This window comes from Antarcticimicrobium sediminis, from assembly GCF_004348975.1.
GTDB classification, from domain to species: Bacteria; Pseudomonadota; Alphaproteobacteria; order Rhodobacterales; family Rhodobacteraceae; genus Antarcticimicrobium; species Antarcticimicrobium sediminis.
Genome location: NZ_SMFP01000019.1, coordinates 44,766 through 64,911, shown reverse-complemented (window position 1 = coordinate 64,911; position 20,146 = coordinate 44,766). Strand labels below are relative to the sequence as shown.

General features: G+C 61.8%; 20 protein-coding genes. 5 read left to right on the top strand and 15 right to left on the bottom strand.

All coding sequences use genetic code 11. The annotated features are described in order from the left end of the window. The first annotated feature begins 621 nt into the window (after positions 1 to 621). A complete protein-coding gene (locus tag E1B25_RS19680) occupies positions 622 to 1,404 on the top strand; it encodes an SDR family oxidoreductase (RefSeq protein ID WP_132831288.1) in 783 nt (260 codons plus the stop codon). Between the two features lie 21 nt (positions 1,405 to 1,425). Here the strand turns inward: E1B25_RS19680 and E1B25_RS19675 are convergent, their stop codons facing one another. The 5 genes from E1B25_RS19675 to E1B25_RS19655 all read right to left on the bottom strand — a co-directional run bounded on the left by E1B25_RS19675 (position 1,426) and on the right by E1B25_RS19655 (position 6,880). Beyond that, on the bottom strand, positions 1,426 to 2,292 hold the full coding sequence (locus E1B25_RS19675; RefSeq protein WP_132831287.1) for an acyl-CoA thioesterase: 867 nt from the start codon (positions 2,290 to 2,292) through the stop codon (positions 1,426 to 1,428). A gap of 34 nt (positions 2,293 to 2,326) precedes the next feature. Beyond that, positions 2,327 to 4,282, bottom strand: coding sequence for an acetoacetate--CoA ligase (locus tag E1B25_RS19670; protein ID WP_132831286.1), 1,956 nt, complete (start codon positions 4,280 to 4,282; stop codon positions 2,327 to 2,329). After that, positions 4,279 to 5,520: a serine hydrolase domain-containing protein gene (locus E1B25_RS19665; protein WP_245510788.1), complete on the bottom strand. Its 1,242-nt coding sequence runs from the start codon at positions 5,518 to 5,520 to the stop codon at positions 4,279 to 4,281. Before E1B25_RS19665 ends, E1B25_RS19670 begins: the two co-directional genes overlap by 4 nt. A gap of 128 nt (positions 5,521 to 5,648) precedes the next feature. After that, positions 5,649 to 6,407 (bottom strand): enoyl-CoA hydratase/isomerase family protein, encoded by a 759-nt coding sequence (locus E1B25_RS19660; RefSeq protein ID WP_132831285.1) that lies wholly within the window; start codon positions 6,405 to 6,407, stop codon positions 5,649 to 5,651. Continuing rightward, on the bottom strand, positions 6,404 to 6,880 hold the full coding sequence (locus E1B25_RS19655; protein ID WP_132831284.1) for a winged helix-turn-helix transcriptional regulator: 477 nt from the start codon (positions 6,878 to 6,880) through the stop codon (positions 6,404 to 6,406). The genes E1B25_RS19660 and E1B25_RS19655 overlap by 4 nt, the downstream gene beginning before the upstream one ends. Positions 6,881 to 6,975: 95 nt before the next feature. On the opposite strand from E1B25_RS19655, the gene E1B25_RS19650 reads away from it, so the two are divergent. Then, positions 6,976 to 7,584 carry a glutathione S-transferase family protein gene (locus tag E1B25_RS19650; RefSeq protein WP_132831283.1) on the top strand — a complete coding sequence of 203 codons (609 nt, stop codon included), beginning with the start codon at positions 6,976 to 6,978 and terminating at the stop codon, positions 7,582 to 7,584. Positions 7,585 to 7,766: 182 nt separating this feature from the next. Here E1B25_RS19650 and E1B25_RS19645 read toward each other — a convergent pair whose 3' ends face one another. From E1B25_RS19645 to E1B25_RS19615, 7 genes are read right to left on the bottom strand one after another with little or no spacing between them, the layout of a single operon-like run. Further along, positions 7,767 to 8,552, bottom strand: a complete 786-nt coding sequence (locus E1B25_RS19645) for an IclR family transcriptional regulator (RefSeq protein ID WP_132831282.1) — start codon at positions 8,550 to 8,552, stop codon at positions 7,767 to 7,769. A 5-nt stretch (positions 8,553 to 8,557) separates the two neighbouring features. Further along, entirely contained in the window at positions 8,558 to 9,589 is a 1,032-nt protein-coding gene (locus tag E1B25_RS19640) for a phosphotransferase family protein (protein WP_132831281.1), read from the bottom strand. 9 nt (positions 9,590 to 9,598) lie between these two features. Continuing rightward, the gene (locus tag E1B25_RS19635) at positions 9,599 to 10,258 is read right to left on the bottom strand and encodes a histidine phosphatase family protein (protein ID WP_132831280.1); all 660 of its coding nucleotides are present in this window, start codon (positions 10,256 to 10,258) and stop codon (positions 9,599 to 9,601) included. A gap of 5 nt (positions 10,259 to 10,263) precedes the next feature. Further along, on the bottom strand, positions 10,264 to 11,193 hold the full coding sequence (locus tag E1B25_RS19630) for an SDR family NAD(P)-dependent oxidoreductase (protein WP_132831279.1): 930 nt from the start codon (positions 11,191 to 11,193) through the stop codon (positions 10,264 to 10,266). Positions 11,194 to 11,221: 28 nt separating this feature from the next. Then, entirely contained in the window at positions 11,222 to 12,043 is an 822-nt protein-coding gene (locus tag E1B25_RS19625; RefSeq protein ID WP_132831278.1) for an SDR family oxidoreductase, read from the bottom strand. 10 nt (positions 12,044 to 12,053) lie between these two features. Continuing rightward, positions 12,054 to 13,169 carry an acyl-CoA dehydrogenase family protein gene (locus E1B25_RS19620; protein ID WP_206338596.1) on the bottom strand — a complete coding sequence of 372 codons (1,116 nt, stop codon included), beginning with the start codon at positions 13,167 to 13,169 and terminating at the stop codon, positions 12,054 to 12,056. Between the two features lie 5 nt (positions 13,170 to 13,174). Next, positions 13,175 to 14,353, bottom strand: coding sequence for an acyl-CoA dehydrogenase family protein (locus E1B25_RS19615; protein WP_132831277.1), 1,179 nt, complete (start codon positions 14,351 to 14,353; stop codon positions 13,175 to 13,177). Between the two features lie 141 nt (positions 14,354 to 14,494). Between E1B25_RS19615 and E1B25_RS19610 the strand changes: the two genes are divergently transcribed. Beyond that, positions 14,495 to 15,490 (top strand): NADPH:quinone oxidoreductase family protein, encoded by a 996-nt coding sequence (locus E1B25_RS19610; protein ID WP_132831276.1) that lies wholly within the window; start codon positions 14,495 to 14,497, stop codon positions 15,488 to 15,490. A gap of 6 nt (positions 15,491 to 15,496) precedes the next feature. Here the strand turns inward: E1B25_RS19610 and E1B25_RS19605 are convergent, their stop codons facing one another. Continuing rightward, positions 15,497 to 16,153 carry a histidine phosphatase family protein gene (locus tag E1B25_RS19605; protein ID WP_132831275.1) on the bottom strand — a complete coding sequence of 219 codons (657 nt, stop codon included), beginning with the start codon at positions 16,151 to 16,153 and terminating at the stop codon, positions 15,497 to 15,499. Positions 16,154 to 16,263: 110 nt separating this feature from the next. Between E1B25_RS19605 and E1B25_RS19600 the strand changes: the two genes are divergently transcribed. Beyond that, positions 16,264 to 16,743, top strand: coding sequence for a MaoC family dehydratase (locus E1B25_RS19600; RefSeq protein WP_132831274.1), 480 nt, complete (start codon positions 16,264 to 16,266; stop codon positions 16,741 to 16,743). A 251-nt stretch (positions 16,744 to 16,994) separates the two neighbouring features. After that, entirely contained in the window at positions 16,995 to 17,750 is a 756-nt protein-coding gene (locus E1B25_RS19595) for a LuxR family transcriptional regulator (RefSeq protein ID WP_132831273.1), read from the top strand. Between the two features lie 364 nt (positions 17,751 to 18,114). Here E1B25_RS19595 and tsf read toward each other — a convergent pair whose 3' ends face one another. Together tsf and rpsB are read right to left on the bottom strand one after the other, a co-directional pair. Then, the gene (gene tsf, locus E1B25_RS19590) at positions 18,115 to 18,990 is read right to left on the bottom strand and encodes a translation elongation factor Ts (RefSeq protein ID WP_132831272.1); all 876 of its coding nucleotides are present in this window, start codon (positions 18,988 to 18,990) and stop codon (positions 18,115 to 18,117) included. Positions 18,991 to 19,071: 81 nt separating this feature from the next. Beyond that, positions 19,072 to 19,863 carry a 30S ribosomal protein S2 gene (rpsB, locus tag E1B25_RS19585; protein ID WP_132831271.1) on the bottom strand — a complete coding sequence of 264 codons (792 nt, stop codon included), beginning with the start codon at positions 19,861 to 19,863 and terminating at the stop codon, positions 19,072 to 19,074. Positions 19,864 to 20,146 lie beyond the last annotated feature (283 nt).

Genomic DNA, 20,146 nt, shown 5'->3' with positions numbered 1-20,146 from the left:
TGGAAGTCGCGCTCGCTCATCATCACCCATCCCATGTCGGCTCTCTCTACTTGCTATCCTCGGCAGGGAGAGTGACATTTCTGAATTGCACATAGGTGACATTTTAGCTTTGCGGCTACAATCGATTGCTCGCATAATCGGTATTATGGTTAATATGGTATGAACCAGATCCCAGGATCTGTCCTATATCCCAATCCCTTATCATCCTCTTATCATTCAGAACGTTACTCTGCGCCACCCGCAGGACGTAGCGGAAAAACGCCGCGCCATTGGCAACGCAGTGAATCCTGACTAGCGTGACGCCAAAGGTAAAGCAGCCCTGTACACAAGATATTGGGTCCGCAAATGGGAGGAGAACCATGCGCATGCCACGCTCTCGGAGTCACCCGCCTTGGTGGGCGCTGTACATATGACCAATGAACGTCGCGCGCGGCCCCGTTCGGGTGTCAGAGCATGCGGATGATGTGCTGAAGCATGACCTCTAACAGGCTCGGAGACTTGGCGAAACCAGCCCGGCAGGTTTCAAGGGCTTGGCGCCAGCCCTCGCCTCTGAGGCCTGCCGAGGTTTGTCGAGACCGGCATTATGCACCGCATTAGACTATTAACGTAAGGACTTGAATTATGGATATAAAAGACAAGATCGTCGTCGTCACCGGTGCGGCTGGCGGGATCGGTGCGGCGCTGGCCAGACGCTTTGCTGCCGAGGGCGCGAAATGCGTCGTTTGTGCCGATCTGAACGCCGCGAGCGCCGAGGCCGTCGCGCAGGAAATCGGCGGCGTCGCCCTGGGTGTCAACGTGGGCGTCGAGGCCGAGATTGCCGCGCTGGTTGAGAAAGTCGAAACCGAGATCGGGCCGATCGACCTTTTTTGTTCCAATGCCGGTATCCTGACCCTCGGCGGTGTCGAGGTGCCCGATGCCGACTGGCAGCGCATCTGGGAAATCAACGTCATGGCCCATGTCTGGGCTGCGCGTCATGTGGTGCCACGAATGATCGCGCGTGGCGGTGGCTATCTGCTCAACACCGCCTCGGCCGCAGGGTTGCTCAATCAGGTCGGTGCGGCGCCCTATGGGGTGACCAAACATGCCGCCGTCGGGCTGGCCGAATGGCTGGCGTTGACCTATGGCGATCAGGGGATCAAGGTTTCGGTGCTGTGCCCGCAAGCGGTGCGCTCAGAGATGACACGTGGCCACGAGGAAGGCGTTGCCGCGCTGGATGGCATGCTGGAACCCGAACCGGTTGCGGAAATTTGCGTCAGCGCCATTCAGGACGAAAGGTTCCTCGTCCTGCCGCATCCTCAGGTGCTGGACTACATGCGGCTCAAGACCGCCGATTACGACCGCTGGATCGGTGGGATGCGCAAGCTGAACCGACAGTTCAACGGTGAAATGACCGGCAAGGAATAACGCCCGTTCAGGCTTGCGCCCCTATTTCGGCTTGTAGGGGCGCACCAGACCTTCTTGCGCCGTGCTGGCCACTAGACGCCCGTCCTGGGTAAAGATCTTGCCCCGGCTGAAGCCACGCGCACCGCCGGTAAAGGGCGCGTCCATGCTATACAGATGCCAGTCCTTGAACTCGATCGGGCCGTGAAACCACATGGAGTGATCCAGGCTCGCGGTCATCACCTCGCCGCTGAACCAGGTCAGCCCATGCGGCCTGAGCGACGAGCCAAGCAGATACATGTCCGAGGCATAGGCCAGAAGAATATGCTGCATCTGCGGGCTGGCCCCGGCGGCGGCCTCCATCCGGAACCACAGATGGTTGATGTCGCTTTTCGGATCAGGGTGGATCAGGTCGCGCGGCTCCACCTCGCGGATCTCAATCGGGCGCGGGCGCAGAAAATCCTTGCGCATCGACTCGGGGATCTGATCCAACCAACGCCCTTGCAACTCCTCGCGATTGGCCAAGCCCTCTGGGCCCGGCACGTCAGGCATCTCGTGCTGATAGTCCCAGCCCTCCTCCTCGACGTGAAACGAGGCGGCCATGTTCAGGATCTGCTTGCCATGCTGGATCGCCACCACCCGCCTTGTAGCAAAGCTGCCGCCGTCGCGGGCCCGGTCGACCTGATAGATCACCGGGATCGACGGGTCGCCCGGCCGAATGAAATAGGCATGCAGCGAATGGCACAACCGGCCGGGCACGGTGTGATAGGCAGCCGCCAGCGCCTGCGCGATCACCTGCCCACCATAGATCCGCTTGCTGGTCTCTCCGCCCGCACCGATGCCGCGGAACAAATCGACCTCAAGCGGTTCAATATTCAGAAGATCCAGCAGTTCGGCGCCGACATCGGTCATGGGCAGTCCTTTCTCAGGGCTCGCAATTCAAGCATCAGGCGCGCGCGGCAGCATAGGCGATGAAGGGATCGAAACTGTCCGGGTTGGCCATGGAATCGCGGTTTACCACGCTTTCGGGTTTGGCCCCCAGAAGAAGTTTTTTCACCGGCACTTCCAGCTTTTTGCCCGACAGCGTGCGTGGGATCTCGGCAACCTGAACAATCGCGTTTGGCACGAACCGGGCCGAAACCGACGCGCGGATTGCATTGTTAATCTTGTCCTTCAACGCATCGTCCAGCGAAAGCCCGGGCGCCAGCGCCACAAACAGCGGCATAAAGCTTTCCCGGCCAAGGAATTCCAGATCGACGACCATGGAATCCATCACCTCTTCCAGCCCTTCGACCGCCTGATAGATCTCGGACGAGCCCAGCCGCAACCCTTTGCGGTTGATGGTGGCGTCCGAGCGGCCATAGATCACCGATCCCCCTTCGGGCGTGATCTCGATCCAGTCGCCATGGCGCCAAATGCCCGGATAGGTGTCGAAATAGCTTTCATGCAGGCGGGTTCCGTCGGTGTCGCCCCAGAAATACAGCGGCATCGAGGGCAGCGGTTCGGTGCAGACCAATTCGCCCACTTCTCCGATCAATTCGTTGCCCATGTCATCATAGGCGCGCACCGCGTTGCCAAGCGCACGGCACTGCATCTCGCCCGCGCGCACCGGCAACATCGGGTTGCCGCAGACGAACGCACCGGCGAAATCGGTGCCACCGGAGATCGGCGCCAGCCAGATATCGCGGTCCACCGCATCATATATCCAGTCATAGCCGTCCGAGGTCAGCGGCGAGCCGGTGGTGCCCAGCGAGACCAGCGCACTCAGATCCAATTCGTCGCGCGGTCGAATGCCGGCCTTGATGCAGACGGTGATATAGGCCGCACCAACCCCGAGATAGGTCAGCCGCTCCTCCGCCGCAAAGCGCCACAGCGCCAGCATGTCGGGGTGGTTCGGCGCGCCATCAAACAGCGCCAGCGTCACCCCCTGCCCCAGCGCCACGAATTGCGCATTCCACATCACCCAACCCGAAGAGGTCAGCCAGCAGAACCGGTCGCCGGCGCGCAGATCCTGATGCAGCGATTGTTTCGCCCCCTCAAGGATGATGCCGCCATGCCCATGCACGATGGGTTTCGGGTTGCCTGTGGTGCCCGAGGAATAGACGATCCACAGCGGATGATCGAACGGCACCTGCGCGAACTCCGGTTCGGAGGTGTCGCCAATCAGATCAGACCACGCGACGGCCCCCTCGGGAAGGTCTCCGACCACCGGCAGCAGAACGCGCTGTTCCAGCGTCTCCAACCCGTCGAAGATTGTGCTCAGCACCTCGCGCCGATCAATCATCTTGCCCGCATGGACATAGCCATCCTGCGCGATGATCAGCTTGGGCTCGATCTGGCGGAACCGGTCAAGGATCGCCACATGCCCCATGTCAGGCGCGCAAAGCGACCAGATCGCGCCGATGCTGGCGGTGGCGAGACAGGCGATCAGCGCGGTCTCGGTATTGGGCAGGATGGCGACCACCCGGTCGCCCTGCCCCACACCCATGGCCCGGAACCGCGCGGCGACGCTGGCAACCTGCGCCGACAGCTCGGCCCATGTCAGACGGCTGTCGCCAAAGGTTTCCGAGCGCACGACCAAGGCCTCGGCATCGGGGCGCGCCTGCGCCGGGCGCAACATGACTTCGGCGAAATTCATCCGCCCCTCGGGGCACCAGACGGCGCCGGGCATCCGCCGCTCGGCCAGCATGGTGTCACAGCGTTTCGAGGCGGGAATATCGAAGAAATCCCACAGCGCCGACCAGAACCCGTCCAGATCGGTGACGCTCCAGGTCCAAAGCGCGTTGTAATCGTCGAACGTCAAGCCGCGCGTCTCGGACAGCCAGCGCATGAATTCGGCCATGCGGCTGCCCTCGATACGGTCCTTGCTCGGGGTCCAGAGAATGGGTCGTTCTGCGCTCATGATAGTACTGCTCCGTGCACCAGCGCCTTCAATTCGGCGCGACTTGGGTATGAACTGGACGGCGAAAGCTGGGTGAAGAAAACCACACTCAGATCCAGCACCCGGTCAATCCAGAAAAACGTCGAGGCCATTCCGCCCCAACTAAAATCGCCTATATTTCCAGGGCTTCTGGACCGTCCTGTATCCAATACAACAGCCCCGCCCAAACCGAACCCCATACCTTCCATGGGTTGTTCGGCAAAGCTTTGCGGCCCCATCGAGGCGATATCGCCCGGCAGATGGTTTCGCATCATGAAATCCAGCGTCGAGGGGCTCAGCAGACGCCCGCCATCACAGATCCCGCCCCGACGCAGCATCTCGGCGAAGGCCATGTAATCGTCGATCGTGCCCACCAGACCGCCGCCGCCGGAATACAGGTTGGCATTCTCGAATGGCGACCTCCCGAACTGGTCGGTCAGCCGCAGGGTATCACCGCCGGACTTTGCAGAATTCAACGCCATCGCATCCCCGGCAAGCGGCGTATACAGCGACGCGAACCGGTCCCCTGTCCCTTGCGGAACGGAAAACCCGGTCTGGGTCATGCCCAGCGGCGCAAAGATCTCTTCGGCGAAGAAATCTGCCAGCGATTTCCCCGAAACCACCTCGACCACGCGGCCCAGAATGTCGATCCCCACCGAATATTCCCAGCGGGTGCCCGGTTGAAACGCCAGCGGCAGCGCCGCCACCTGATCCACCTGATCGGCCAACGACCCTTGGTTCGGTTTGAAGATCAGATCCGCAGCGTCCATCGCGCGCGACAGCACACCGGGGTTGAACGGATAGCTCAACCCGCTGGTATGGGTCAGGAGCTGATGCAGCGTCGGCGTTGCGCAAGCCTCGGTTTGGTCAATCCGCTCCGCCCCGGGGATCAGGGCCCGCATGTCGGAAAACGACGGGATGAAATCTGACACCGGGGCATCAAGATGAAACAGCCCCTTTTCCGCCAGCATCATCAACGCGACTGAGGTCACCGGTTTTGTCATCGAATAGATGCGCGCAACCGTATCGCGGGTATAGGGCAACCCGACCTCGACATTGCGCGCTCCAGCGGCATTGAAATAGACCTCGGCGCTATCGCGCGCGATCAGAACCGAGCTCCCCGGATATTTCCGGTCCGCGACATAGCGGTCCATCCAATCGGAAATGCGATCCAGACGTCCGGGATCAAAGCCCCGATCCTGTGCATTTACGGCTTCCATCTGTTGTACTCCCTCCCCCCTGACGGCCACCGGAGCGGACGTCTATTTTGTACACTCTGACCGCGATACTCACCAAATGTCGAGCGACCGTGCGGCCCGATTTGCCCCTGACGTCACGGCGTTTCAGATTAACCAATCATCCGGCGCATCGCATCGCGCGACTGCGCGTTGTACCACCCGTCCTCCGGCGCGTTGGCCCCGGCGGCGATCGCCGCCTCAATGGCCGCAATCGCCGGGGCGCGGATCTGTCGTTTGACCGAAGCATAGGCAATCGACGGGATCTCGGCCAATGCCCGCGCCTCGGCCAGCGCACGATCCAGCACGATGCCGCCATCCTCCTCCAGAACATCAACGATGCCTTCTGCCACGGCCTGTTTCGCATCAATCGGTTGTCCGGTCTGCATCAGCCGGCGCAGCGTATTGGGCCCCAAGGTCGCGCGGGCGATTTCCATTGTCGGGGCCGGAAAATCGACGCCCACCCGCACCTCGGCCAGACCAAGGCGCGCCCGTGGTCCGGCGACCCGGATATCGCTGCCCAGAACAAAGAACAGTCCACCTGCAATGGCTGGGCCAGCGACGGCGGCCACCACCGGCTTGGGACAGGCGAACAGCGTGAAGAACCCCACATTCAAAGCCTCGACAATGGCCTGTTGCTGGCCGAGGTCAAAGTCTTGCGCCTCTTTCAGGTCAAGCCCGGCCGAGAACACCTTGAACGCGCTGGTCAAAACGACGGCGCGCACGGTTTCGTCGCGCTCCAGCTCATGCAGCAACGCGGCAAACCCCATCAGGAACTCGGGGCTTAACGCGTTGACCGGTGCGCGGCCCAACTCGATTGCGACGATGCCCTCGCCATAGTCTTTTCGGATCAGATGTTGCGATGCGGTCATCCTTTGCCCTCCCGTCGGGTTTTGCGTTCTTGTTTGAATTCCGGGCTGAGGTCTGCCTGCACGTCCCGCGCGCCCAACGGTGTACCGCAGTCCGGGCAGGTCATCACCGGGTCAATCCGCGCGCCACAGGCTTTGTGCGTCAGCGTGATGGTCTCGCCACCCAGCCATGTCTGCCCCCAATTGCGCAGCGCGATAATCACCGGCCACAGGTCGCGGCCCTTGTCCGTCAAAAGGTATTCATAGCGTGGGGGATGCGCGTTATAGGCCCGGCGTTGCAGGATTTCATCCTCACAAAGCTGCTTCAGCCGCTGACTGAGCAAATGCGGCGAGACGCCTGTTTGAACTTGAAAATCATCGAACCTGCGTGTGCCAAGAAACGCTTCACGCAGGATCATCAGCACCCAGGGATCGCCGACCCGTTCGATCACGCGCGAGACCGGGCAACTGGTATTGGCAAGATCCGCCCGCCCCATATCCGGTCCCTCTTGTTGACACGCTTCAAAATCTGAAGTTAGCATTTCCACAAACCCGATCCCATGTCAATTTACCCGTTTCCCGGAGGAGCATCATGAAACTTTATTATGCACAGAACACCCGCGCGGTTCGCGTCGCCTGGCTGTTGGAGGAGCTGGCGCTTGACTATGAAATCGAGAAATTCGAGCTAGGCAGCCCAGAAATGCGCGCGCCGGAGTATCGCAAGATTCACCCGATGGGCCGGGTGCCGGTTCTGGAAGACGGGGAAATCCGTCTCTTTGAGTCCGGGGCGATCGTGCAATACATCCTCGCGCTTTACGGCAACGGACGGCTGCAACCCGATGTTGGAACACAGGAATTTGCGGCATATCTACAGTGGTTCCACTATTGCGAAGGCATGATCATGCCGCCAATCAACACGCTGGTGGTCGAAACCATCCTGCTGCCGCCAGAGCGGCGGACCGAGGTGAACGTGAAACGCGCGACCAAGCTGCTGAACCAGATGCTGACGACGGTCGAGCAACAGATGGAGGGGTGCGCATATCTGGCCGGGGATTTCACCGCCGCCGATATCATGACCGGCCACTCTGTTACTGTGTCGCGCGACATGCTGGGGATGGATTTCTCGGATAAGCCGAACCTGAACGCCTATGCGGATCGGCTTTTGGCGCGCCCTGCGCTGCAAAAGGCGCGTAACCTGTAGGGGCACCCCATTTGGTCCTTGACTGGCCCGGCTCAAAGGTCGGGCCGGAATCGGGCGCGTGGAGGACGATAGAACGCTCCCAGACATCACGTTACGCTTCACCTTATACTATCCGTATATAGCGCTGTTTATTATAGAATTTTCCGCGGGAAATTTAAAAATTGTAACGCTGTCACCCGCCCTCAGGCCCGCAGACCCAATTGTTTTCCAGCCTTGATCAACCGCGGCGCATAGTGGGTTTCCAACTGTTTCTTTTTCACATGAAAGGACGGGCCGCCGATGTTCAGCCCATAGATCCGTGATCCATTGAGGGAAAACACCGGCACCGCGATGCCGTTCACGTCGCCGCGCCAGTCCCCGTAACCAGAGCAAAATCCCTTGCTCTCATATTCAGCCTGCGCCGCGATGAACCGAACCTGCCGTTCTGGGGCGCCGTCCGGGTCGGCCTGACGGGCCGCGTCAAACACCGCTTCACGCGCGTCCCCGGGCATGGCGACCAGGATCGCACGACCAATCGCGGAGTGAAACAACGGCAAGCGCGAGCCGATACGCATGGTCAGCGCCACATCTTCGCGCGAGGCCTGCACCGCGACATAGACCACCTGGTCGCGAAACCGCTCGCCCAATGCGGCGGTGATATAGGAGTTGGGGCCGTTGTTCAGATCGCGCAGCACATCAGCCGCCCGATCGCCGATCTCCATCCCGGCCAATACACCAAAGCCAAGTTGCAACACCCCGGCCCCCAGCCGATAGGTTCCCCTGCGCGGATCGGCCACCAGATAGTCAAGCTTGCACAGGGTATGGGTCAGCCGCGACACCGTCGGTTTGGGCAGGCCCGTGCGCTCGGACAGATCGGTATTTGTCAGATCCACCTCATTGGGGCGAAAGGCGCGCAGCACCTCCAGCCCGCGCGCCAGTGCGGTGATGAAATTCCGGTCCTTGTCCTCATCATCGGACGGCAGATCCATGCCCTTTACCCCTTGTCCAGCGCGGCGAGCCCGTGGGCGGCAAATTGCGGCACGTGGCGGCCCAATTGTCGCGCCCGTTCCGGGTTTGACGCATTGCCGTCCAGCGCGCGTTTCAACACCCCTTGGATGATCGCCGCCATGCGGAAAAAGCAGAAGGACAGGTAGAAGCCGAAATTGTCGATCCCCGGCAGGCCGCGACGTTCGCAATAGCTTGCAATGAACGCCTCATCGCTGGGAAGCCCCAAAGCGGCGCGGTCGATACCGTCCAGACCGCGCCCTTCGCCGCCCGGCGGCATCTGCCATTGCATGATCACGGCCGCCAGATCGGCATAGGGATGTCCGATGGTCGACAGCTCCCAATCCAGCATGGCCAGGCAGTCGGTGCTGCCTTTTGCAAAGATCATGTTGTCGATACGGAAATCCCCATGCACCAGCGTGCGCTGCCCATCCTCGGGCGGGATCGTGGCGGCGAGCCGTTCCATCAAGGTATCCATCTCCGGGATCACCTCGGTTTCCGAGGCGCGGTATTGCTTGGACCAGCGGCCCAGCTGGCGTTCGATGTAATTGCCCGGAGGGCCGTAATCCGACAGGCCAACCGCGTCGATATCGACCATGTGCAGTTCTGCCAGAACGCGGTTCATCTCGTCGATGACCCCGGCGCGTGTGGCGTTGTCTTCGCCCTCCATGGTTGGATCGGCAAAGTTGCGACCGTCGAGGAAGTCCATCACGTAAAAGGCCGAGCCGATGACGCTGTCATCCTCGCAAAGAAGGTGCATCTTGGCGACAGGAACCTTGCTGTTCTCGAGCGCCTTCTGTACCCGGAACTCCCGGTCGACCGCATGGGCCGATTTCAGCAGAACCCCCGGGGGTTTGCGCCGCAGCACGTATTTGTGCGCTGGCGTTGACAGCAAAAAGGTCGGGTTGGACTGGCCGACGTCGAATTTCGTCGCCTCCAAAGGCCCCTTATATCCGGGCAGATGCGCCCGCAGATAGGCATCCACCGCATCAAGATCGAGGGTTTGCGCTGTGTTGCTCATCGATTGTCCTCAGCTATAGGTCAGCAGATCGGCGGCCTCGGGCGGCGCGAAATGCGGTGTGGCATTGAATTCATGCAGGAAAAACCGGGTCCCGGAAAAGATGAATCGCGACATCGAGGTGTTTTTCACCTGCAGGTTCAGCGCGATCATCTGTTTCGCTGGCGCGTCCAGACTGGCGGCGACCAACTGTCCGATGGCACCGCCGGAACTGACGACCAGAACCCGCTCGACCGGTTCGGCGGTGGCAGAAACACGTGCGGCCTCGACGCGGGCGGTAAAGTTCTCCCAAGTTTCCCGCGCGCCGCGGCACCCGCCAGCCTGCCAGTCAAGCAGGGTCTCGCGCAGGGTGCGGAAGTGGGTTTTGCGATCCCCAAGCACCGCATCCGGCACCGCGCCACCGAACCGGGCATGCAGAAGATCGTGGAAATCGTATTCGTTCCAGCCCGGATGGGTTTCCGGCGCGGCGCAGAACCCCATGGAGTGCAGGGTTTGCTGCTGCCGCGCCAAGGTGCCGGTGATCAGCCGGTCCGGCACCCAGCCCGACGCCCGCAGTGCCCGGCCCGCGATCTCGGCCTGTTGGTGGCCAAGATCGCTGAGCTTGTCATAGCCCCCGGCGTCTTCGGCCCCAAAAGAGGCCTGCGCGTGGCGAATGACCAGAAGTTCAGCCATGCGCCTCAATCACCCCATGGTAGGTTCAGGCCACGGGCATCGGCGGCCTTGCGGGCGTATTTCCGGGTTTGTTGAAAGGCATCGGTCAGCTCTTTCTGACCAGAGGGATCGGCGATGGCGTCAAACTGGGCGGCCACCCCTTCGGGGGTATTGGCGTCGCCCTCCAGCAGCACACCTTCGGTCTCGTAAACGCGGGTCAGCGCATAGCAGCCCGCGCCGGCCCCAAGGATCGTGCGCGATGGCGCGTCGTCGCTGACCAGATACAGCAGGCCGGGGGTGATCGCCTCGGGGCGCAACAGCTCCAGCGCCTCGGGCGGCATCAGGCTTTCGGTCATCCGGGTCGCGGCGGTCGGGGCCAGCATGTTGACGCGGATATCGTCGCGCGCGCCCTCCATGTGCAGCACGTTCATCAGCCCCAACATCGCCGCCTTGGCCGCGCCATAGTTCGACTGGCCAAAGTTGCCATACAGGCCAGAGGCCGAAGAGGTCAGCACGATCCGCCCGTATTTCTGTTCCCGCAGGATCGGCCAGACCGCATGGGTGCAGGTGGTGGAGCCCATCAGGTGCACATCGACCACCTTGCGGAAATCTTCCAGCGTCATCTTGGAAAAGGTCTTGTCGCGTAGGATGCCCGCGTTGTTGACGAGAATGTCGATGCGGCCCCAGGCCTTCATCGCCTGATCAACCATGTCGCGTACGCCCGCCTCGTCCGCGACGTCGGTGCCATGGGCGATCGCTTCACCACCGGCGGCGCGGATCTCGTCCACGACGGCGCTGGCCGCGTCCGACGACTGCCCTTCGCCCTGGGTTGAGGCGCCGAGATCGTTGATCACCACCTTCGCACCGCGCGCCGCCAGCCCCAGAGCATGGCTGCGACCCAACCCGGCACCAGCACCGGTGACGATGGCAACGCGGCCATCAAATCGAATACTCATGATCCTGTCCTCCTGTCGTGATTCCGGCTCAATCCAGCGCTGGCCCGAACAGGTCGCTGCCGACCTGCACGTTCAGCCCGCCCGAAACCGGGATCGTCGCGCCGGTCACATAGGCCCCGCCACACCCGCACAGAAACAGCATGCAGCCCGCGATATCCTCGTCGCGCCCGACCCGGCCCAGCGGAACCCCGGCCCCGACCTTTGCGCGCCGTTCCACGTCGCCCGTGACAAAAGCGGTCATTTTCGACACGAAAGGCCCCGGCGCCAGCGCATTGACAGTGATGGACCGGCCCGCCAGCTCCTTGGCGAGGATCTTGGTCAGGTGCATCACCGCGGCCTTGGAGGCGGCATAGCTATAGGCCCCGTCGCCCATCGGCACCTCGCCCATGACCGAACCGACGTTGACCACCCGCGCCGGATCGTCGAGCGTGCCCGAGGCGGTGAGCAGCGGCAACAGGCTTTGCGTCAGGTGAAACGGGCCCGCGACATTGAGGCCCATCACCTTGTCCCAAGCCTCATAGGGGAATTGCCCGAGCGGAGCCCCCCAGGTGCGGCCCGCATTGTTCATAAGGATTTCAAGGCGCTCCGTGCGGTTTTTCACCTCTTGCACGAGGGCTTCGATCCCTGCCTCGCTGCCCACATCGCCCGCGAATCCTTCGGCGGTTCCGGGGCCGCCAAGCGCGTTGAGCTCTTGCGCCACAGCTTCGCAGGCATCGCCCTTGCGGCTGGCGATCAGGACGCGGGCACCGGCACGCAGCAGCCCTTCGGCGGCCATGCGGCCGATGCCGGTGGCACCGCCAGTAACCAAAGCTGTCTTGCCGGTAAGATTGAACAGGGTTTCAGGTGTCATATCAGTTCCTTCAGAATCCGCGCAGGCGGGCAACAACGCCCGCGTGATAACCATAATCTCCAAGCCATTCGGCCCCGACACGGGCGCGCTTCATGTAAAAGCCCATGTCGAATTCGTCGGTCATGCCGATGCCGCCGTGCATCTGCACCCCCTCCTGCACCGCAAGCTGCGCGGTCTGGGTGGCGCGTGCCTTGGCCAGCGACACGGCAAGCGCAGCATTGTCCGGGTCACCGTCCAGCATCCGGCCCGCGTTGAGGATGGCCGAGGCGGTCACCTCGCAGTCGCTCCACAGATGCGCGGCGCGATGTTGCAGCGCCTGAAAGCTGCCGATGGGCACACCAAACTGTGTGCGCTCCTTGAGATAGGCCAGCGTCATGCCAAAGGCCCCGGCGGCCAACCCGGACATCTCGGCGGCCAGCGCCGCCTGCCCGGCGTGCAGCGCAGGCGCCAGCACCGTCATCGCATCGTCAACCTGACCCAACACGTTGTCGCCCGTCGCCTCGACCCCGTCGAAAGTGATCCGCGCCGCATCGCGGCTGTCGATCATTGCTTGCGCCGTGCGCGCGATCCCGGCGCGATCGGCGGGGATATCAAACAGCGTCAGCCCGGCATCGGTGCGCGCCAGGACCAGCAGGTGATTGGCAAAGCCGCCATCGACGACAAAGCGTTTTTCGCCGCTCAGGCGAAAGCCGTTGCCGTCCCGCTCAGCGCGCAACGCGCTTGCCTCGGGGGCGTGTTTCGACCCTTCGTCAATCGCCAGCGCATAGGTCCGCGCGCCGCCCGCGATGGCTGCCAAGGCGGTCCGGGCGCGCTCGTCGCTGATTTGGCGCAGCGCCGTGGCCGCGATCACGGCGGTCGACAGGAACGGGCTGGCGGTCAAGCTGCGGCCCATTTCCTCAGCCAGCACATTGGCAGCGGCAAAGCCCATATCGGCGCCGCCTGCCGCTTCGGGCACCAGAACTCCGGCCCAGCCCATCTCAGCCATCTGTTTCCAGAGCTCGGGATCGTGGGTCTGCCCGGCGTCACGCTGCGCGCGCAGATGCGCAACCGGCGCGGCCTCGTCAAGAAACCCGCGTGCGGCATCGGCCAGCATGATCTCTTCTTCGGTTCTAACCAGTTTTGTCATGTCCGTTACCCCGGCAGCCCAAGAACGCGACGCGAGAGGATGCTGAGCATCACCTCGGAGGTGCCGCCCTCGATCGAATTTGCCTTGCTGCGCAACCAATCCGGCGCGCGCCCGTCATCCCAAGCCAGCGCATCAGCGCCGGCCCCGGCCATGATCAGTTCTTGCCGACGCTTGTTCAGCTCGGTGCCGACGTATTTCAGCATGGCAGAGGCATCGCCGGTGCCCTGCCCGGCCGACGCCTGATCCTTGTAGCGTTCCAGCGTCAGGCCAAAGGCGAGTTCGTCGATCTCGGCGCGCATCACGTCGGCGCGCAGGATCGGGTCGTCCAGATGCCCGCTCTCGCTCAGGATCACGCCAAGCGAGCGACCACTGCCCGCCAGCATGGCCGAGCCCGAAATCATCTCGCGCTCATGGGTCAGCAGGTATTTTGCCACGTCCCAGCCGCGATTGATCTCGCCGACCTGCGACGGGATGTCTTCGCCATAGGATTTCGGCACCTTCACGTTGTCGAAGAAGGTCTCGCAAAATGGCGAGGCGCCGGAAATCAATCCGATCGGACGGGTCGAGGCCCCCTCGCTACGCATATCGATCAGAACAAAGGAGATTCCCTTGTGCTTGGGCGCGTCCCGATCCGTGCGCAGCAAGGCAAAGATCCAGTCGGCCTTGTTGGCATAGGAGGTCCAGATCTTTTGCCCGTTGACCAGCCAGTGATCGCCCTTGTCCTCGGCCTTTGTCTGAACGCTGGCGAGATCAGATCCCGCCCCCGGCTCGGAATAGCCTTGGCACCAGCGGATCTCACCGCGTGCGATGGGCGGCAGAAAGTGCAGCTTTTGCGCGTGGGTGCCAAACTGCAAAAGCGCCGGCCCCAGCATCCAGATGCCGAAACTCTGCAGCGGCAGGCGCGCGTTGATGCGCGCCATTTCCTCATGAAAGATCTTTTCCTGATCGCGGTTCAGCCCGGCACCGCCGTATTCCACCGGCCATGTCGGCACGGAATAGCCCGCCGTCGCGCAGCGGTGCAGCCAGATTTCCTGCGCTTCTGACGTGAAGTTCCAGTTTTTTCCGCCCCAGCAGATGCTATCTTCGCCGACAGCCCCGTCGCGCATATCCTGCGGACAGTTTTCGTCCAGCCAAGCCCGGATGTCGGCGCGAAACAACGCCAGATCGCCTGAATCCTGCCCCATGCTCCCCCCTCATATTGCGCGGCATATTCCGCACAGCAAAATTGCATTTTGCATTTCGATTGACAACAGGGTTTTGCAACGGGATGACTCGGGCGGATTTTGCGGCGTGCACGAACGTCGCGGCATATGGAGGAAAACAGAATGAAAGCCATGCTCAGCACCGCACCCGGCGGCCCCGACACCCTGATCTTGACGGACGTCCCGGACCCCGAGGTAAAAAAGGGACATCTTTTGCTCAAGGTCCATGCGGCGGGGCTGAATTTTCCCGACACGTTGATCATCCGCGATCTGTACCAGTTCAAGCCGCAGCGTCCCTTTGCGCCGGGCGGCGAGGTCGCGGGCGAAGTTCTTGAGGTGGGCGAAGGTATCAGCGGGTTTGCCGTTGGTGATCGGGTGCTGGCGTTGACCGGGCATGGCGGATTCGCCACCCGTATCAATGTCGAGGCCGCAAAAGCCGTCAAGATCCCCGATGCGATGCCCTATGAGGATGCGGCCTGTTTCGTCTTTACCTATGGCACCTCGCATCACGCGCTGAAGGACCGGGCGCAACTGCAAAAGGGCGAAACCCTGTTGATTCTGGGCGCGGCCGGCGGCGTTGGCGCGGCGGCGATTGAATTGGGCAAAGCGGCGGGCGCGCGGGTGATCGCAGCCGTCTCTTCCGAGGACAAGGCGGCGTTTTGCCGTGACATCGGCGCTGACGAGACCCTGATCTATCCGCGCGAGATGGATCGCGATGCACAAAGGGCGCTTTCGGCCAAGATCAAGGAACTGGCCGGACCCGAAGGAGTCGACGTGGTCTATGACGCGGTGGGCGGGGACTATGCCGAACCGGCGCTGCGCGCGCTGGCGTGGAAGGGGCGGTTTCTGGTGGTTGGCTTTCCTGCCGGCATCCCCAAGATCCCGCTGAACTTGACCTTGTTGAAGGGCAGCCAGATCGTTGGCGTGTTCTGGGGCGCGGCGGTCGCGCGCGAACCCGAGGGGCATGCCGCCAACATGGCCGATCTGTTCCGGCTTTATGGCGCGGGCAAGATCAAGCCGCAAATCAGCGCGCGCTTCCCGTTGGAGCAAGCGGGCGAAGCGTTGAAGCTGATGGAGGAGCGCAAGGCCAAGGGCAAGGTCGTTCTGATCATGGACTGAGGTCGGTCAGTTCAGATGCGCACAATCGTTGAAACCCCGCACGGTCATCCGGTCGCCCTGAATTACCAACCGGCTGATCGAGCCGTTGGCCGCCCCGTTAAAGGCAAAGGCATCCGCGCCGCTGGCCAAGGCCATCGCGGCGCCGATGACACCGCCATGGACCACGGCGGCAACCAGTTGATCGGGATGGGCCGCCGCGATGCGCAGCAGCCCTGCCCGTACGCGGGTCTGCAACGCGGCGGTGGTCTCGGCGCCGGGGATCTCGCCCCATTCACGGCGTTCACGGGCGCGCTGAAAGGCCGGGTCGTTCTCGGCGGCCTTGATGCGGTAAAGCCCGCCGTCCCAGTCGCCCAGATGCACCTCGCGCAGATCAGATTCGACGCGCGGGGTCAGACCCAGACGCGCGGCCAGCGGCGCGGCGGTCTGATGCGTGCGTTGCAAGGTGGTGACATAGATCGCGGCGAGCGGCGCGCGCTGCAACCGCTCCGCCACGGCGGCGGCCTGCGCATGGCCGGTCTCATGCAGGGCCGGGTCGCCATGCCCGCCGGTCATCGGAAAAGATTCGCCGGGCCGCGCCGGCATGCTTTCGCCGTGGCGGATCAGCAGGATATCGGCGGCGCCTGCGGGCGGGCGATACACATGTTGGCGATATTCGCGGGTCATCAAAGCCTCCTGCCTGGTGTCGCGTGGCAAAGTAACCCGACGAGGACCAAGCGCAACCCGCCTTGGACCTGCGTCCCAACTCCCTGTTCTACAACGCAAAAGGATGCGTCATGACTGAAATTGAAACCGCCCTCGCGGCGCAAGAGGCCCTGATCGGTACCGAAATCGGCCTGTCGGACTGGATCACGGTCGATCAACCCATGATCGACGCCTTCGCCGACGTCACCCACGACCACCAGTGGATTCACGTCGATCCCGAACGCGCCGCCGCCGAGGCCCCGTTCGGCGGAACCATCGCGCATGGATTTCTGACCCTGTCGTTGGCCAGTCGATTTGGCGAGGATTGTTTCACGCCCCTGTCCGGTGAGGTGATGACCCTCAATTACGGCTTCAACAAGCTGCGCTTTCTTAGCCCGGTTCCGTCCGGGGCACGTCTGCGCGGACGCTTTATCCTGACAGCGATCCGGCAACGCTCTGAGGTCGAGGTGTTGCGCGAATTCAGTCTGAGCATAGAGATCGAGGGGCACGACAGCCCGGCATTGGTCGCCGATTGGCTGGCCATGACGGTGTTCGCCCCCCCGCAGGATTGAGCCCCGAAGGATCGACCTTTCGCTTGCAGGCTAGAACGCAAGACGAACTGGACAGGGAACGGTTTGAACGTGTATTCCTAGCTCTATGAGGGATGGGAGTACATGTTTTTCGATCAACTCCGTTATAGTTGTATCGGGATGGTTCAGACCCCGGCATACCGGTCTGCGCAGAAACCCCAATACCAGATGGTGTGTATGAATATCTTCGTGCAAGAATCAGACGCGGCCCGGATCGGTCGGCGGGGTCTTTCATGACCCTGCGCAGCTATCTCAACTTTATCTCGCGCGCGCCTTCGCTCGAAGCGCTTTGGTCCACCCATACCAAGGAAATGGCCCGCTACGGCTTTGATCGCCTGCTTTATGGCTATACGCGATATCGCACCGAAACCTCGCTTGGGGACCCGGACGACTTTGTGATCCTGACCAATCACAGCAAAGACTATGTCGATAGGTTTATGCATGGTGGTCTATATTTTGATGCCCCGATGCTGCATTGGGCGCTGAAAAACGAAGGGGCCGAAAGCTGGCGCATGATCAACCAGATGATGGCCAGCCAGACCTTCACGCCGCAGGAGCAGATGGTGTATGATTTCAATCACAAGATGAACGTCACCGCCGGCTATACGATCAGTTTCAATTCCGTCTCTGTGCGCTCAAAGGGCGCGATTTCGCTCTGTGCGCGGCCGGGGATGACCCAGACGGATATTGATGAGATCTGGAAGATCCATGGCGAAGACATCCTGCTGATGAATAATATTGCCCATCTGAAAATCCTGACGTTGCCCCATGTCGCGCCCAAGCGTTCTCTGACCAAACGGCAGCGCGAGGCGCTGGAATGGGTGGGCGATGGCAAGACCATGCAGGATATCGCGGTGCTGATGGGGCTGACCTCGGCGACGGTGGAAAAACATCTACGCTTGGCGCGCGAGGCGCTGGCGGTCGAGACCACCGCGCAGGCCGTGATGAAAGCCGCGCTTCACAACCAGATGTTCGTCATCGAAGCCTGAACGGTGAAAAAAACAGCAAACTTACAATACGTTGTACAGATTTCGGGTCTCGTGCCTTACCTGGGGTAAGGAATACATGACTTTTCAAAACAGACCGAAAATCGCAAAGTATAGCCGTTCCGTGAGTGGTGGCTTTAGCCTAAGGAGCGTCGGGAACTGATCCTTGCCGATTTCAAGGCTCTCTGTCCCGTCCGGTTCGGGTATGTATTTTTCCGTAGTCGAGCCGGAGCCTTTGAATGGCCCCGCCATCCCCATCATCAAGGGGTCGTCAAACAAGTCGGAGCCGCGCGATATGCGCGGCTCCGTTTTGGTTTCGGTCCCTAACCCCGGGCTGTTACAGCCCCAAGCCGTGGTATGGGCTGTTTCAGCCCTGTGCGGCCTTGGCCACCTCGGCGGCGAAGTCTTCCTTCTCCACCTCGATGCCTTCGCCCACTTCCAGACGGACGAAACCGGTGATTTCCGCACCGGCCTCTTTGGCGGCGGCCCCGACGGTCAGGTCCGGGTTGACCACGAACTGCTGGCTCAGCAGGGTCGACTCGGCGATGAATTTCTTCATCCGACCGATGATCATCTTTTCGATCACCTGCTCCGGCTTGCCGGATTCACGGGCGATATCCATCTGCACCTGACGCTCTTTTTCGACAACGGCAGGGTCCAGATCGGCCTCGGACAACGCGGCGGGGTTCACCGCAGCGATATGCATCGCGACCTGTTTGCCAAAGGCTTCGTCGCCGCCCTTGAGCGCGACCAGAACACCAATGTTGCCCATGCCATCGGCCACGGCGTTATGGATGTAGGAGACGATGGTTTCGCCTTCGATCTTTTCCATACGGCGCAGCGACATGTTCTCGCCAATGGTGGCGATCTTGTCGGTCAGGGTGTCGGCCACGCTCTTGCCGCCCAGATCGGCGCCATTCAGCGCCGCAAGGTCAGCCACGGGCAGCGCCGCTTTGGCAATGCCTGCGACCATCGACTGGAAATCAGCGTTCTTGGCGACGAAATCGGTCTCTGAGTTCACCTCGACGGCAACGCCGGTGCCCCCCTCGACGACGACGGCGATCAGGCCCTCGGCGGCGGTGCGACCGGATTTCTTGGCCGCTTTGGCCAGACCCTTGGTGCGCAGCCAATCCACCGCGGCGTCCATGTCGCCATCGGTTTCGGTCAGCGCCTTTTTGGCGTCCATCATGCCGGCTCCGGTGGAGTCGCGCAGTTCTTTCACCTGTGCTGCTGTGATTGCCATATCTTGGCTCTCCTCAAATCAAAGGTTGCTTGGGGCAGGTCATAGCCTGCCCCGCATGTCAGATCGGTGACAGCCCGGTGATCAGGCTTCGGCCGGGGCGTCCGCGACGACGGCCGGTTCTTCAACCAGCGCCTCTTCGACAGGAGCCTCTTCCAGCGAGCCCAGATCGATGCCTGCGGCGCCCATCTGTGCCGTCATGCCGTCCAGTGCCGCGCGCGAGACCAGATCGCAATACAGCGCGATAGCGCGTGCCGCGTCATCGTTGCCGGGGATCATGTAATCAATGCCATCAGGCGAGCAGTTGGTATCGACCACAGCGACGACCGGGATGCCCAGCTTGTTCGCTTCGGAGATGGCCAGAGCCTCTTTCTTGACGTCGATGACGAACAGCAGGTCCGGGGTGCCGCCCATTTCGCGGATCCCGCCAAGGCTGGCCTGCAGCTTGGTCTGGTCACGTTCCATGCCCAGACGCTCTTTCTTGGTCAGACCTTCAAAGCCGGTTTCCATCTGCTCGTCGATCTGCTTCAGACGGTTGATCGACTGCGAAACGGTTTTCCAGTTGGTCAGCGTGCCGCCCAACCAACGGTGGTTCATGAAGTACTGCGCCGATTTCTCGGCCGAGTCGGCGATCGGCTGTTGTGCCTGACGCTTGGTGCCGACGAACAGAACCCGGCCACCCTTGGCAACGGTATCGCGAACCGCGGTCAACGCCTGGTCCAGCATCGGGACAGTCTGGGTCAGGTCCATGATATGGATGCCGTTGCGCGAGCCATAGATATAGGGCCCCATGCGCGGGTTCCAGCGCTGCGTCTGGTGACCAAAGTGAACACCAGCTTCAAGCAGCTGACGCATTGTGAACTCAGGAAGAGCCATAGGTAGTTTCCTTTCCGGTTTACGCCTCGGCGGGGGTGAGAGAAGCAGATGCTCCAACCGGCGGACCGTCAGGGATGTCTCCCCCGAGCAGCCCAAACCCCGCCTGCGGGTTTGAATGGCGCGCAAATAGGCCATCTGGCCCTCAGCCGCAACCCCAAAGCGATGCGAGGGCCGTCTTGAGATGCAATAGGCCTTGGGGCGGTGACCGACTTGGCCCGTTTCGATCTTTCGAAAATGCCGCGCCGCGAGCTTGTTCAGCGCATCCTGTATGGGTTTTCATGCA